Source organism: Bradyrhizobium sp. JYMT SZCCT0428 (assembly GCF_018131075.1).
In the GTDB taxonomy this organism is placed as follows: domain Bacteria; phylum Pseudomonadota; class Alphaproteobacteria; order Rhizobiales; family Xanthobacteraceae; genus Bradyrhizobium.
This window is the reverse complement of record NZ_JAFCLS010000030.1, coordinates 52,213-65,443: the sequence shown is the minus strand read 5'-3', so window position 1 is coordinate 65,443 and position 13,231 is coordinate 52,213. Positions and strand designations below refer to the sequence as shown.

14 protein-coding genes are annotated in these 13,231 nt (G+C 62.4%); 6 read left to right on the top strand and 8 right to left on the bottom strand.

What is annotated here, in order from left to right; genetic code table 11:
• Positions 1-32 precede the first annotated feature (32 nt).
• The 5 genes from JQ575_RS27580 to JQ575_RS27560 all read right to left on the bottom strand — a co-directional run bounded on the left by JQ575_RS27580 (position 33) and on the right by JQ575_RS27560 (position 3,555).
• Positions 33-1,001 (bottom strand): nitronate monooxygenase family protein, encoded by a 969-nt coding sequence (locus JQ575_RS27580; RefSeq protein ID WP_212036335.1) that lies wholly within the window; start codon positions 999-1,001, stop codon positions 33-35.
• A gap of 223 nt (positions 1,002-1,224) precedes the next feature.
• Positions 1,225-1,827: a hypothetical protein gene (locus JQ575_RS27575; RefSeq protein ID WP_409364829.1), complete on the bottom strand. Its 603-nt coding sequence runs from the start codon at positions 1,825-1,827 to the stop codon at positions 1,225-1,227.
• 68 nt (positions 1,828-1,895) lie between these two features.
• Positions 1,896-2,477 (bottom strand): YqaA family protein, encoded by a 582-nt coding sequence (locus JQ575_RS27570; RefSeq protein ID WP_212036333.1) that lies wholly within the window; start codon positions 2,475-2,477, stop codon positions 1,896-1,898.
• 63 nt (positions 2,478-2,540) lie between these two features.
• The gene (gene hisE / locus JQ575_RS27565; RefSeq protein WP_212036331.1) at positions 2,541-2,984 is read right to left on the bottom strand and encodes a phosphoribosyl-ATP diphosphatase; all 444 of its coding nucleotides are present in this window, start codon (positions 2,982-2,984) and stop codon (positions 2,541-2,543) included.
• A 139-nt stretch (positions 2,985-3,123) separates the two neighbouring features.
• Positions 3,124-3,555, bottom strand: a complete 432-nt coding sequence (locus JQ575_RS27560) for a hypothetical protein (RefSeq protein ID WP_212036326.1) — start codon at positions 3,553-3,555, stop codon at positions 3,124-3,126.
• Positions 3,556-3,812: 257 nt separating this feature from the next.
• Here JQ575_RS27560 and JQ575_RS27555 point away from each other — a divergent pair, with 257 nt between their 5' ends.
• From JQ575_RS27555 to JQ575_RS27530, 6 genes are all read left to right on the top strand, one after another.
• A complete protein-coding gene (locus JQ575_RS27555) occupies positions 3,813-4,877 on the top strand; it encodes an ABC transporter substrate-binding protein (protein ID WP_212036324.1) in 1,065 nt (354 codons plus the stop codon).
• Between the two features lie 92 nt (positions 4,878-4,969).
• Positions 4,970-6,748, top strand: coding sequence for a glucan ABC transporter ATP-binding protein/ permease (locus JQ575_RS27550; RefSeq protein WP_212036323.1), 1,779 nt, complete (start codon positions 4,970-4,972; stop codon positions 6,746-6,748).
• A 226-nt stretch (positions 6,749-6,974) separates the two neighbouring features.
• The gene (locus tag JQ575_RS27545) at positions 6,975-8,438 is read left to right on the top strand and encodes a D-alanyl-D-alanine carboxypeptidase family protein (protein WP_212036322.1); all 1,464 of its coding nucleotides are present in this window, start codon (positions 6,975-6,977) and stop codon (positions 8,436-8,438) included.
• Positions 8,439-8,620: 182 nt separating this feature from the next.
• On the top strand, positions 8,621-10,303 hold the full coding sequence (locus JQ575_RS27540) for a long-chain fatty acid--CoA ligase (protein ID WP_212036320.1): 1,683 nt from the start codon (positions 8,621-8,623) through the stop codon (positions 10,301-10,303).
• 28 nt (positions 10,304-10,331) lie between these two features.
• Positions 10,332-10,886: a DUF924 family protein gene (locus tag JQ575_RS27535; RefSeq protein WP_212036315.1), complete on the top strand. Its 555-nt coding sequence runs from the start codon at positions 10,332-10,334 to the stop codon at positions 10,884-10,886.
• A 169-nt stretch (positions 10,887-11,055) separates the two neighbouring features.
• Positions 11,056-11,541: a peroxiredoxin gene (locus JQ575_RS27530; RefSeq protein WP_192735294.1), complete on the top strand. Its 486-nt coding sequence runs from the start codon at positions 11,056-11,058 to the stop codon at positions 11,539-11,541.
• Between the two features lie 73 nt (positions 11,542-11,614).
• On the opposite strand, the gene JQ575_RS27525 is transcribed toward JQ575_RS27530, so the two are convergent.
• The 3 genes from JQ575_RS27525 to JQ575_RS27515 are packed head-to-tail and all read right to left on the bottom strand — an operon-like array spanning position 11,615 to position 12,871.
• A complete protein-coding gene (locus tag JQ575_RS27525; protein ID WP_212036408.1) occupies positions 11,615-11,971 on the bottom strand; it encodes a hypothetical protein in 357 nt (118 codons plus the stop codon).
• Positions 11,972-11,974: 3 nt separating this feature from the next.
• A complete protein-coding gene (locus tag JQ575_RS27520) occupies positions 11,975-12,460 on the bottom strand; it encodes a helix-turn-helix domain-containing protein (RefSeq protein ID WP_212036312.1) in 486 nt (161 codons plus the stop codon).
• A gap of 57 nt (positions 12,461-12,517) precedes the next feature.
• Positions 12,518-12,871 (bottom strand): hypothetical protein, encoded by a 354-nt coding sequence (locus JQ575_RS27515; protein WP_312016036.1) that lies wholly within the window; start codon positions 12,869-12,871, stop codon positions 12,518-12,520.
• Positions 12,872-13,231: the final 360 nt, after the last annotated feature.

Genomic DNA, 13,231 nt, shown 5'->3' with positions numbered 1-13,231 from the left:
CCTCTCCCCTTGTAAGGGGAGAAGGAAGAACATCACAGCGGCGGATCGATCGCCTCGGCGTATTCCTTCTTGAACCTTGCGATCAGTTCGGCGGCCGGCAAGACTTTTGCCACGCTGCCGACGCCCTGGCCGCTGCCCCAGATTTCCTTCCAGGCTTTTGGCTTGGCGCGCTCACCCGAAGCATCGGTGCCGAAACTCATCTTCGACGGATCCGAGGTCGGCAGATTGTCGGGATCCATGCCGGCGGCGACGATCGAAGGCTTCAGATAATTGCCATGCACGCCGGTGAACAGGTTGGAATAGACGATGTCTTCCGCGGTCGAGGCCGTGATCATCTGCTTGTAGCCTTCCACCGCATTGGCCTCCGCGGTGGCGATGAAGGCTGAGCCGATATAGGCGAAGTCGGCACCCAGTATGCGTGCCGCACGAATCGCCCGGCCGTTCGCAATCGCGCCCGACAACGCGATCGGACCGTCGAACCATTGCCTCGTCTCGGCCACGAAGGCCAATGGCGAGATTTCGCCGGCATGGCCGCCGGCGCCGGCCGACACCAGCACCAGGCCATCGGCGCCCTTCTCAACCGCCTTGTGCGCGAATTTCTGGTTGATGACGTCGTGGAACACGACACAGCCCCAGCCATGCGCCGCCTGGTTGAGCTCTTCGCGCGCGCCGAGCGAGGTGATCATCATCGGCACCTTGTGCTTCTCGCAAAGCGCCAGATCCTGATCGAGCCGGTTGTTCGACTTGTGCACGATCTGGTTGACCGCGAACGGCGCCGAGGGCGCTTCCGGATGTGCCTTGTCGTGAGCCGCGAGTTCTTCCTTGATCCGCGCCAGCCATTCGTCGAGCAGCGCCGGTGGCCGTGCGTTCAGCGCCGGAAACGATCCGACCACACCCGCCTTGCACTGCGCGATCACCAGATCAGGCACGGAAATGATGAACAGCGGCGCACCGATGACGGGGATCGACAGACGGCCCTTGAACAAGGCTGGCATGGACATTCGAAGCAATCCTTATGCGTGTTCCGGAACTGGCATTGGCATAACCCGAGAGTCTCAAGAGATGCCAGACGTCATACCAACAAGGCAATCTTTCCAGTGTCAAGTATTGCGTTTTGGCGCTATTTTTTTGCGCACGATTCCGGGCAAACGCTCCCGCGTTTGTCCCGAGCAAAACCGGCGCCCGCTGTTGCGCTGACGCGGCCCTGCGGGTCCGCATCATACGCTATTGGCATATCGCGCGGGTCACGTAATTTTCGGTCTTGCAGTCGCCCGGTTCGCGCTTGCGGCCCGGGATGAACACTTTCGGCGAACATTTCTCGGCCGCGTCGGTGTCGAGGCTCTTGCCTTCCCTGTAACCCTTGGTCTGGCACAGCCTGTCGGCCCCCGCCTTGCAGTCCGGCGCGCCATTGGCCGACACCAGGCAGGCCGCGCGTCCTGTGACCATGATCGACGGAAGCGCCATGTTCGGCCGGCTGTCGCCGGTATCCTTTGCAGCATCCTTTGCAGTATCCTGGGCGCGGGTGTTGGGGTCGGTCTCGCCTGGGCTCTTCAGGCTCGGCAGGATCGATTTGGACTTCTCGAGCAGCTTGCCGATTTCATTGATCAGGCCGGGATTTTCCGGCTGCTGCGGCGGCGGTTCGATCTGCTGCGGCGCCGGTCCTTGCGGCACCGGCTGCTGGGCTGGTGACTGGACACCGAGCGAGGGCTGAGGTGCACCTTGCGACCAGCCGGCGTCCGACGCGAGCGCCAGCATCGACAGCGCAAGGCAAGGGGCCGCGAACGCCGTCCCGAATGACTTGAAAAGATGGCCGATTCGATCAGGCATGGAGCGAGCGTAGCCGGAAGCGGGCGTCGTCTGAAGTCTTTCGACCGGCAGAGCGCCCCGCGCGCAGGTCAGACCAATTTGACCGCAATGACGAACCCGAGCACCAGCACCACGGCCCCGATCGCGACCCAGAGGCCAAGCCGCTTTTCCAGCTCGCTGCGAATGAGGTCGCCGTAACGGTTGAGCAGGATCGCGACCACGAAGAACCGGCCGCCGCGCGCGATGATCGAGCACACGATAAACAGCCAGATATTGTAGCCGGCGAACCCTGACGTGATGGTGACAAGCTTGTACGGGATCGGGGTCAGCCCCTTGCCGATAATGATCAGCGCGCCCCATTCGGCATAGGACTGCCGGAACGCTTCGACCTTGCCGCTGAGACCATAGATGTTGATCAGCCACTGCCCGAGCGAGTCGTACAATAGCGCGCCGATCGCGTATCCGACCACACCGCCGGCAACCGAGGCGATCGTGCACACGGTCGCGAACCACCACGCCCGCTTCGGCCGCGCCAGTGACATCGGCAGCAGCATGACGTCGGGAGGAATCGGGAAGAACGAGCTCTCCGCGAACGATACCGCGGCCAAAATCCAGAGCGCGTAGGGCTTGTCGGCGGCGCCGATGAACCAGTCGTAAGATCGTTTAAGCATGGCCGCATGAACCATCATGGAGCGGATTTGTCCATGCCGGCAACCGACCGAATTTTGGGAGATTTAGTGCCGCTTTCGCAGGCTGCGGCCTTCCAGCGCGACAATTCGTCGCCGAACCGCCGGTGGTGGCGCCGCTTTTGGCAACGCCTTGGCGGGGGCCGCCTTGGCAGGAATTGTTTTGGGCGGCTTGACCGTCGATTTCGGCAACTTCTCGGCAATGCCGAGCATATGCTCGCGCCGCGCCATCTCACGCCAGACGTCCTCGGGCTTCACACCGGCGGCTGCCCACAGAACGGTCAGGTTGTAGAGAAGGTCGGCGCTCTCGCGGACCACCGCATCGGTCTTGCCGTTGACGGCGTCGATCACAACTTCGATGGCTTCCTCAGCCAGCTTCTTGGCCATCTTGGCCGGGCCGCGCTGAAACAGCCGGGCGGTACGCGACGTAGCCGGATCAAGATCCCTGGCCGCGATCACCGCCTGATAGAGCCGCTCGAGCGAATCACTCATTCTTCGAACCTAGTGGAAAGCCGTGGCCAGCGTGTTAACGGCCGGGCTCACAACCAAAAAAATCCACCGGCCGGATGCGGCCGGTGGATTCGTGTTTAACAGCCGCCTTAGCAGCGCGCGCAATTACCGGACGTTGGAATTACCAGGCGTTCGGATTCGTGTAGCCGCCGTAGGACCGGTTACCGTAGCCGTAGTAGCCACCGCCATAGTACGGGCCGCCGCCATAGTAAGCCGGGGGAGCAGCGTAATAGGCCGGGCCCCCGTCGTAGTAACCGTAGCTGTCACCGTAATAAGCCCGGCGGTTCTGGGTGGCCGCAATCGCGATGCCGGTGCCGACGATGCCGGCGAAGGCCGCAGCCGCCGCAGCGCCGCCGCCGCCGCCATAATACCTCCTGCCGCGCGAGCTGAAGTCCGTCGCGTCGCTGGTGCCGGTCGTGGCCGTCACGCCCTTGGCGGGCGCGGAGCCGGCGAAAGCTGCCGACGGCTGGTAGGCCGTCAGCGCTACCGCGACAACCGTCGCCACCGCGCCGGCGCGGCCGATCGATGAAAACACTCCTGTTCGTGCAAACATCTCAATATCCTCCGTGGGAGCTTGGCCTGACAGGCCTCGAATTGCTAACCACTGAGCGGATATTAGGTTCCCCAAACCAAATGCAAGCTGAACGATCTCTGGCCAAATCGTGGCAGTCATCGCCCGTTCACGTTGGATGCGACAGAATGCCTGCCTTTAACGCTTGTAATGCCGGCGTTCTTGTCCTGAAACAGACCTGCGATCCAACAAACCTGGCCCACGCGGCAACTTGTCCCATCTCCCAGTGACGTAAGCTCATGCGTGCACGCCGAACCAACGCCCTTCGCTCGATGCTGGCCTTGCTTGCAGGCCTTTGCGGAGTGGTGTGCTTTGGTGCGGGAGCGAGCCTTGCCGCGGACGAACCGCGGCCGCCGCTCGCGATCCAATTCTCGCTCGACCGCCCCATCGATGCGACGGACGCGCCGTTCGTGATGGCGGCCACCGGCGGCCTGTTCACCGCCGAGGGGCTCGCCGTCACCATCAACATCGCCAGCGGATCGCCGGATGCGATCGCGCGGGTCGCCGCCGGCACCAGCGATTTCGCGCTGGTCGACATCAACGCGCTGGTGCGTTTTCGCGACAAGGACAAGCAGGGCGTCCCGCCGGTCAAGGCGGTGTTCGTGCTGTTCAACAAGGCACCCTACGCCATCATCGCCCGCAAGAGCCGCGGCGTCCGGGCGCTGTCGGACATCGAAGGCAAGAATCTCGGCGTCGCCGAGGGCGATCTTTCGATCCGGCTATGGCCGGCGGTGGCGAAGCAGAACGGCATCAAGATCGCGAGCGTCAAGCAAAGCAATATCAGCGCCGCGGTGCGCGAGCCGATGCTGTCGGCGGGCCAGATCGATGCCGTCACCGGATTTTCCTATCTGTCGGCGATCAACCTGAAAGACCGTGGCGTGCCGGCCGACGATCTGGCGGTCTTGAAATTCGCCGACTATGGCTGCGACGCCTACGGTTTCGCCATTGTCGTCAACCCGGCGCTGGCGGCCGCCAAGCCGGAAGCCGTGAAGGGATTTGTGCGGGCGGTGATCGGCGGCACGCACCTGGCCATCAAGGACCCCGCGGCCGCCGTGACCGAGATCGTCAACCGCATGGACGGCGGCTCGCACGACCTGGAGCTCGAACGGCTGAACGCCATCCTGCGCGACAATATCCTGACCGGGGAGGTCAGGCGCAATGGCATCGGCGGCATCGATATTGCGAGGTTCGAGCGGTCGATCGATCAGCTCGCGGAAGGCTTCAAATTCCAGAAGCGGCCGGTAGCTGCTGATATTTTCGATGACCAGTTCCTGCCCCCCGTCAACGGCCGGCTGATCAATTGAGTAAAAGTCGCGCGGACGCTGGTTCTCGGCGGCGATCCCTGATTAGAATGCGGCTCGACTGATCGCCCCGTTGCCCCTCCAGTGCTTGCGGCATGTCCATGATTCGCCTTTACACCCGCGTGCTCGAGCTGCTCGGCAAAGAGGCGCGGCTCGGCTGGATTCTGGCCGGCGCCAATCTGCTGCTGGCCGGCGCGCAATTCGCCGAGCCCGTGCTGTTCGGCAAGATCATCGACGTGCTCTCCGGCAAGCCGCAGACCGGCCCGCTGGCCTCGAACTCGGCGTGGCCGCTGCTGGCGGCCTGGGTGGGGTTCGGTCTGTTCACTATCGCCTGCAGCGCCCTCGTCGCGCTCCATGCCGACAAGCTGGCGCACCGCCAGCGCCAGGCGGTGCTGACCGACTATTTCGAGCACATCATGCAGCTGCCGCTGACCTTCCACACCGGCACCCATTCCGGGCGGCTGATGAAGGTGATGCTGAACGGCACGGATTCACTGTGGCGGCTCTGGCTCGGATTCTTCCGCGAGCACTTTGCCGCGATCATGTCGCTGGTCGTGCTGCTGCCGCTGTCGCTCTACATCAACTGGCGGATGGCGATCCTGTTGTTCCTGCTGTGCGTGATATTCACGGTGCTGACCACGCTGGTGGTGCGCAAGACTTATGGCATGCAGAGCGAGGTGGAGGAGCATTACTCAAACCTCTCTGCGCGCGCTTCCGACGCGCTCGGCAACGTCGCGCTGGTGCAGAGCTTCGTGCGCATCGACGCCGAGGTGCAGGGCCTGCGCTACGTCGCCGACAAGCTGCTCGCGGTGCAGATGCCGGTGCTTGGCTGGTGGGCGCTGGTCACCGTGATCACCCGCGCCTCCACCACCATCACCGTGCTCGCGATCTTCACCGTCGGCATCTATCTGCATCAGCAGGGACTGACCACGGTCGGCGAGATCGTGATGTTCGTTTCTTTCGCGACGATGCTGATCCAGAAGCTCGAACAGGTGGTCAGCTTCATCAACAGCGTGTTCATGGAAGCGCCGCGCCTGCAGGAATTCTTCGACGTATTGGACGCCGTGCCCGCGGTGCGCGACCGGCCCGGCGCTGTCGACACCGGGCGGCTCTCGGGCCTGGTCGAGTTCAACGACGTCTCGTTTTCCTATGACGGCAAGCGGCCCGCGATCGAGGATCTTTCCTTCACCGCCTTGCCCGGCCAGACCATCGCGCTGGTCGGCCCGACCGGCGCCGGCAAATCGACCGCGATCGCACTGTTGCATCGCGCGTTCGATCCGCAGTCCGGCATTATCAAGATCGACGGCATGGACATCCGCGCCCTCAAGCTGACGGCGCTGCGGCGGAATATCGGCGTGGTGTTCCAGGAGGCACTGCTGTTCAACCGCTCGCTCGCCGACAATCTGCGCGTCGGCAAACCGGACGCCACTGAAGAGGAAATGCGCGTCGCGGCGTCGCGGGCGCAGGCGCTCGAATTCATCGAACGCAGCGACAAGAAATTCGAGACCCATGCCGGCGAGCGTGGCCGCATGCTGTCCGGCGGCGAGCGGCAACGGCTGTCGATCGCGCGCGCGCTGTTGAAGGACCCGCCGATCCTGATCCTCGACGAGGCCACCAGCGCGCTCGACGCGGTCACCGAGGCAAAAGTCAACGCCGCTCTCGATGAAGTGATGAAGGGCCGCACGACCTTCGTGATCGCGCACCGGCTTTCGACCATCCGCAACGCGACGCGCATCCTGGTGTTCGACAACGGCCGCGTGATCGAAAGCGGAACTTTCGATGAACTGGTGGCCAAGGGCGGCCGCTTTGCGGAACTCGCGCGGGCCCAGTTCATGGTGCAGGCCGACGCGCGGGCCAGCATTGAGACACAATAGCCTCCCCTGCGCCGCTATCCGCATTGAATTATCGGCGAAATTGCGCCTTTTTTCGTCCACGATTTAATTGCCCGGCCTCTGTTCTCGATCACCAAGCCGGTATAGGTTTGCAGCCGCCGTGAGCGACGGCGCAAATTAGGTTTCAAGATCGCACGCTTGAAACCCGAACGTCAGATTTCAGGACCTCCTTTTTCGAAGGTGGGTCTCAAAGGACCGGAACGCAAAAGTGCATTTTCTTCGCCCGCTGCTTCGCCATCCATTGTTGAACCTGATCCTGCTCGTCGCCGCGCTTGCGGTCGCAACGCCCCGCGCCGCGTATGCCGAGGCGTTGCTGGTGGTCGAAGCCGAAACCGGCAAGGTGTTGCAGGCCGAAAATGCGACGATGCCCTGGTATCCGGCATCGGTGACCAAGATCATGACGGCTTACGTCACGCTCAAAGCCGTCAAGGAAGGCCGCCTGCGCCTCGACAGCGTGCTGACGGTTTCGCCGGTGGCAGCCTCGCAATCGCCGTCGAAGATGGGATTCAAGCCGGGCACGCAAGTCACCGTCGAAAACGCCCTGGCGATGGTGATGGTGAAGTCGGCCAATGACATGGCCGTGGTGCTCGCCGAAGGCGTCGGCGGCTCCGTCGACGGTTTCTCGGGGATGATGAACGCGACCGCACAGCGGCTCGGCATGACGCAGACGAGCTACGTCAATCCGAACGGCCTGCCCGCCGATGGCCAGATCACCTCGGCGCGCGATCTTGCGATTTTGGCGCGTGCCGTGATTCGCGATCTGCCCGAATACGAATATTTCATGCACATCCCGGCGATCCGTTTCGGCCGCCGCACCACCAACAATTTCAACAAGCTGATCGGCCGCTATGCCGGCGCCGACGGGTTCAAGACCGGCTTCATCTGCGCGTCCGGATACAATCTGGTGGCCTCGGCGACGCGCGACGGCAAGCGGCTGATAGCGGTCGTGCTCGGCTCGACCTCCGGCCAGGCGCGCGCGGTGCGCGCCGCCCAGTTGCTGGAGCGCGGCTTTGCCAGCAACGGGCTGGGATGGCTGCGACCCTCGCTCGGCACGGTCGACAATCTGGTGCCGATCGACGCTACGCCGCCGAACCTGCGCGAGGAGATGTGCAACGGCAAGCGCAAGCGCCCCGCCACCGACGAGGATGCGGACACGACAGTGGCCACCGGTGCGGGCGAAAGCCCGGCGCTGGCGTTCTTTTCCGCAGGACTGCAGGCGCCGACGGCAAAGCCCTCGGAGCTGCTCGCGACGGCGTACACCGCTGGCGAGCCCATGGTGGTCTATACCGGCCCGAAGAAGACCGGCACGGAGTTGATTGCCGCCGTGGCCGCGGATGACCAGAAGCAGATTACGCGACGCGGAAAGAAATCGCGGGTCGCGGTCGCGGCGAAGAAGCCGGACGCGGATAAGGCCAAGTCTGAGGCCAAGACCGCAGCCTCAAAACCCGCGGCCAAGCCGGCCGCGGTCCGGCACGCGAATGTCAAACCGGACGCCGCCGCAAAGCCTGCTGCCGCAGCCAAGCCTGTGGCAGCTGTCAAGCCTGCCGCAGCTGCCAAGCCCGCCGCCAGGCCGGCCGAGAAACCTGCCGCTTCGGGCGATAAGCCGGCCGCAAAGCCAGCCAAGCCCAACGCCGCCGCAAAACCTAAGAGCGAATCCAAACCGGCTGGTTAAGAGCCCGGAAAGCCCCGCAATCAGGCGGTTTTCGCGCGTTCCGAACGTAGACTTGTCGATTCCCAATGCGTCGATAGCGCGCAGCCGCTTGCCATCGGCGGCGGCATTCACAATACTGCCAAAAACGAGGCATCCCGGCCCAAGAATTCGAGAAATCGGGAACTAACCAGAGGGGAAATACCATGGAGCGGATCTGGCTCAAGCATTATCCGGCCGGCGTGCCCGCCGATATCGACATCACCCAGTACTCATCGCTGGTTGAGCTGTTGGAAGAGAGCTTCAAGAAGTTCGCCGACCGCAAGGCGTTCATCTGCATGGACAAGTCGATCAGCTACCGCGACCTCGACCAGATGTCGGCGGCGTTCGGCGCCTATCTGCAGAGCAAGGGCCTGCAAAAGGGCGCCCGCGTCGCGCTGATGATGCCGAACGTGCTGCAATATCCGGTCGCGACGGCGGCGGTGCTGCGCGCCGGCTACACGGTGGTCAACGTCAACCCGCTCTACACCCCGCGCGAGCTCGAACATCAGCTCAAGGATTCCGGCGCCGAGGCGATCGTGGTGCTGGAGAATTTCGCCACCACGGTGCAGCAGGTGATCGCGAGGACCGCGGTCAAGCATGTGATCGTCGGCAGCATGGGCGACTTGCTCGGCTTCAAGGGCGTGATCGTCAATCTGGTGGTCCGCAGGGTGAAGAAGATGGTGCCGGCCTGGTCGATCCCGGGCTCGGTCTCCTTCAACGATGCGCTGGCCGCCGGCCGCGGCATGAAGTTCAACAAGCCGCAGCTAACGCGCGAGGACGTCGCCTTCCTGCAATATACCGGCGGCACGACCGGCGTTTCCAAGGGCGCGACGCTGCTGCACCAGAACATCCTCGCCAACGTGCTGCAGAACGACGCCTGGCTGCAGCCGGCGCTGAAGAAGCCGCCGATTGTCGACCAGATGGTCATCGTCTGCGCGCTGCCGCTCTATCACATCTTTGCACTGACCGCGTGCTACCTCCTGGGCGTGCGCGCCGGCGGCACCAATCTGCTGATTCCCAACCCGCGCGACATGCCCGGCTTCGTCAAGGAGCTGTCGAAGTACCAGGTCAGCTTTTTCCCGGCCGTCAACACGCTTTACAACGGCCTGTTGAACACACCCGGGTTCGACAAGCTCGATTTCTCCAAACTGAAAATCTCCAACGGCGGCGGCATGGCGACGCAAAAGCCCGTGGCCGAGAAATGGCTGAAGACCACCGGCTGCACACTGTCGGAAGGCTACGGCCTGTCGGAGACGTCGCCGACGCTGACCTGCAATCGCGCCGACATTGAGGAGTTCTCCGGTACGATCGGCCTTCCGGTGCCCTCGACCCATATCTCGATCCGTGACGACGACGGTAAGGAATTGCCGCTCGGCGAGGCCGGCGAAATCTGCGCCAAGGGACCGCAGGTGATGGCCGGCTACTGGAACAGGCCGGAAGAGACCGCGAATGTGATGACGGCGGACGGCTATTTCCGCACCGGCGACATCGGAGTGATGGACGAGCGGGGCTACACCAAGATCGTCGACCGCAAGAAGGACATGATCCTGGTCTCCGGCTTCAACGTCTATCCGAACGAGATCGAGGAAGTGATCGCCAGCCATCCGGGCGTGCTGGAATGCGCCGTGATCGGCGTCCAGGACTCCAAGTCAGGCGAAGCGGTCAAGGCCTTCATCGTCAAGAAGGACCCGAACCTCACGGCCGAGGACGTGATCAAGTACTGCGGCACGCAGCTTACCGCCTACAAGGTCCCCAAGCAGATCGAGTTCAGGACCGACCTGCCCAAGACCAATGTCGGCAAGATCCTGCGTCGCGAGCTGCGCGACGAAAAGAAGGCCGCGGCCTGAGACCGAAAAGCGGAGCGAGCGTCCGATCATGTCTGACGCTCGCGACACCGTGCCGGCTGACATCCTGAAATTCTGGCGCGAAGCCGGCCACGACCGCTGGTACAAGCGCGACGACGCGTTCGACGCGGAAGTGCGTCAGCGGTATCTCGAGCTGTGGCGGAAGGCGGCCGGGGGCGAATTATCGTCCTGGGAAGCCAGCGATGACGGCGCGCTGGCGCTCACCATCGTGCTCGACCAGTTTCCCCGCAACATGTTTCGTGGTGACGCCCAGACCTATGCGAGCGACAGGCTGGCGCGCGACGTCGCGGCCCGCGCCATCGACCGGGGTACCGACAAGCGCATCGACCCGGCGCTGCTCGAATTCCTCTATCTGCCGTTCATGCATTCGGAACATTTGCCCGACCAGCTGCGCTGCATCGAGCTGTTCGGCGGCACGGCCAATACCGAAAACAAGGAATATGCCGAGCATCACGCCGACATCATCCGCCGGTTCGGGCGCTTTCCGCACCGTAACCGCATCCTGGGGCGCGAAACGACGCCTGAAGAACGGGCATTCCTCGACGCCGGCGGGTTTACCGGCTGATGACAGAACAGTGAACGCACGGCGGCATTGCCGTTTCCGGGACACCGAATATTGTGCCGGTCATCCGCAGAGGTTAGTCTTGTTTTGAGGCGTTTTCTTCACGCGAACCGGTACCCACTTCGCTCGAAAACGCTATAAGACCCATCCGCACATTGAGGGAGAATTCACGATGACGATCCAAGTTGGCGACAAGCTGCCGGAAGCCAAGTTTCGCGTGATGACGGCGGAAGGGCCGCAGGTCAAAACCACCGACGATATTTTCAAGGGCAAGAAGGTCGCGCTGTTCGCGGTGCCCGGCGCCTATACCGGCACCTGCCACAAGATGCATCTGCCGAGCATCTTCCTCAACGCCTACGCCATCAAGGACAAGGGCGTGAACACCATCGCGATCGTCTCCGTCAACGACGCCTTTGTGATGAACGCCTGGAAGCGCGACACCGACCAGCGTGACGAAGCCACCTTCCTCGCCGACGGCAATGCCGACTTCACCAAGGCGATCGGCATGGAGCTCGACGCCTCCGGCAACGGCCTCGGCATCCGCTCCAAGCGCTATTCGATGCTGGTGGAAGACGGCGTGGTCAAGAAGCTCAACCTCGAGCCGGCGCCCGGCAAGGTCGAGGTTTCCGGCGGCGATACGCTGTTGGGGCAGCTGTAAGAGCTGCGCTCGCACTTATCTTCCCTTCTCCCCTTGTGGGAGAAGGTGGCGCGAAGCGCCGGATGAGGGGTCTCTATCCGTAGAGGGAATTGCATCCGCGGAGAGAACCCCTCACCCGTCCGCGATGCTTTGCATCGCGTCCACTGCCCTGCTCCGGCGTGGGATCTTGCCGACACCAGCTGTTCTTGGCTTCAGCCCACGCGGCGAAGTTGATGACGGTCAACTCCGTTTTACTGGAGCCGGGCGGGCAGTTAACCAGCAGCCGCGGTATCTCCCCCCGGTGGACCGCCTCTAGGTGCTCGCAAATCTCCTCATGGTGCCAGTTGACCATGAACTTCGACCCGAACCGGGCCTTGAACATAAAGCGGGTGAAGAAGAGGAGGCTTTGCTCAGCCAGGGCGCGTGCGACGGCAATCTCTTCCGGCGTCACGCATCACACGTCCTCATTGATTTTCTTGGCAATCGCCGCTGCCGTCTTAGAATCGAGGGCGAAGGTAGGCCCGCCAACCGGCTTCCCGTTGGCGCCTGTCACCTCGTGTCGGTCGCGCCAATTCTCAGGGTCACGGTTTTTCAGCCAGAATATGCCTGCCGCCGTTTCAGGGGGATAATGCTCTGTGTAAGGGACAACCAGCGCCGAGCCGTTGGCGTTGAATATCTTCACGGCCGGGCCTTCATAGCCCACCGCCCTTTGGTAAAGGCTCCTCACAACACGGGCGTCAGCTTCGGCCTTGGCATCCTTGAGGGACTTTAGAAACTCAGGATACTTCTTCTTCCATGCGTTCAGCGTCACAACGCTCGTACCGAAGAATTCTGCAATGTCCTTATCGATCGCACCGAGCAAACAGAGCTTAGCGGCTTGCTGGATATACTCGGGCTTGAAGCCTGTCGGCCGCCCCGCCCCGGTGTTCTTATTCCCCACTCAGTATGCACACAGCATCGGGATTGTTGGCAATCAGTTCTTGCAAGGCCAATTCGATCAGTCGTTTACGGCAAAGTCCGTCAGTTTCCAGCCGGAACTATCCTTGCCAAAAACGTAGATGAGCGAGTCGCAAAAGGCAGAATAACTGACTTTGTCCTTCTGCTTGTCCATGACGGGTTTCTGCTTGGCAAGACACGCCCGATGTGCCGGTTTGAAAGCGCCTCTCCAGATCACAGGGAAGTCAGCCTCTTGCCGCAGATCATAGAGTAGGACCGGATATTTGATCATCTGCGATACGGCCTTCTGATCGCTCTTGGCGACTGCAGCTTTGAATTGCATCCAGAACGCTGCGAAACCGTCATCGCTCCCCGTCGCCAGCGCCGGTCCCGCTGATATAAGCAAACCAGCCACAAGCAGTCCCCTCCTGACTAGCGATCCAATCGAACTCATATTCGCCTCTCCGTCGCTTGTTCGGTGCCGCCGCTGTCGGGTTTGAAACAGGTCAGGCCTCGCCCCATACCAAGAATATCGTTACTTTTGTCGAAGAGAAGAACCGATGGGTTCAACAAGCAATAGCGCCCCGGAGGGCGCCGTTCTAAATAACCACGCGGGCCGCGCCACCGGTCATCAGGTTCGCTGGTGACTGTTGAAGCGGAGCGTCTAGACCAATCTTCACTCCCTGTATTCGTTCTATTTCAATGTTGAGCGCGCGCAGGTCAACATTCACCCTCTCTCACAAGGGGAGAGGGAAACAGAGGGCAGCTCCCCGAA

Excerpts from the sequence above, each read along its gene's own strand:
- JQ575_RS27580 (WP_212036335.1), bottom strand. The coding sequence starts at position 1,001 with ATGTCCATGCCAGCCTTGTTCAAGGGCCGTCTGTCGATCCCCGTCATC.
- JQ575_RS27575 (WP_409364829.1), bottom strand. The coding sequence starts at position 1,827 with ATGCCTGATCGAATCGGCCATCTTTTCAAGTCATTCGGGACGGCGTTC.
- JQ575_RS27570 (WP_212036333.1), bottom strand. The coding sequence starts at position 2,477 with ATGCTTAAACGATCTTACGACTGGTTCATCGGCGCCGCCGACAAGCCC.
- hisE (WP_212036331.1), bottom strand. The coding sequence starts at position 2,984 with ATGAGTGATTCGCTCGAGCGGCTCTATCAGGCGGTGATCGCGGCCAGG.
- JQ575_RS27560 (WP_212036326.1), bottom strand. The coding sequence starts at position 3,555 with ATGTTTGCACGAACAGGAGTGTTTTCATCGATCGGCCGCGCCGGCGCG.
- JQ575_RS27555 (WP_212036324.1), top strand. The coding sequence starts at position 3,813 with ATGCGTGCACGCCGAACCAACGCCCTTCGCTCGATGCTGGCCTTGCTT.
- JQ575_RS27550 (WP_212036323.1), top strand. The coding sequence starts at position 4,970 with ATGTCCATGATTCGCCTTTACACCCGCGTGCTCGAGCTGCTCGGCAAA.
- JQ575_RS27540 (WP_212036320.1), top strand. The coding sequence starts at position 8,621 with ATGGAGCGGATCTGGCTCAAGCATTATCCGGCCGGCGTGCCCGCCGAT.
- JQ575_RS27535 (WP_212036315.1), top strand. The coding sequence starts at position 10,332 with ATGTCTGACGCTCGCGACACCGTGCCGGCTGACATCCTGAAATTCTGG.
- JQ575_RS27530 (WP_192735294.1), top strand. The coding sequence starts at position 11,056 with ATGACGATCCAAGTTGGCGACAAGCTGCCGGAAGCCAAGTTTCGCGTG.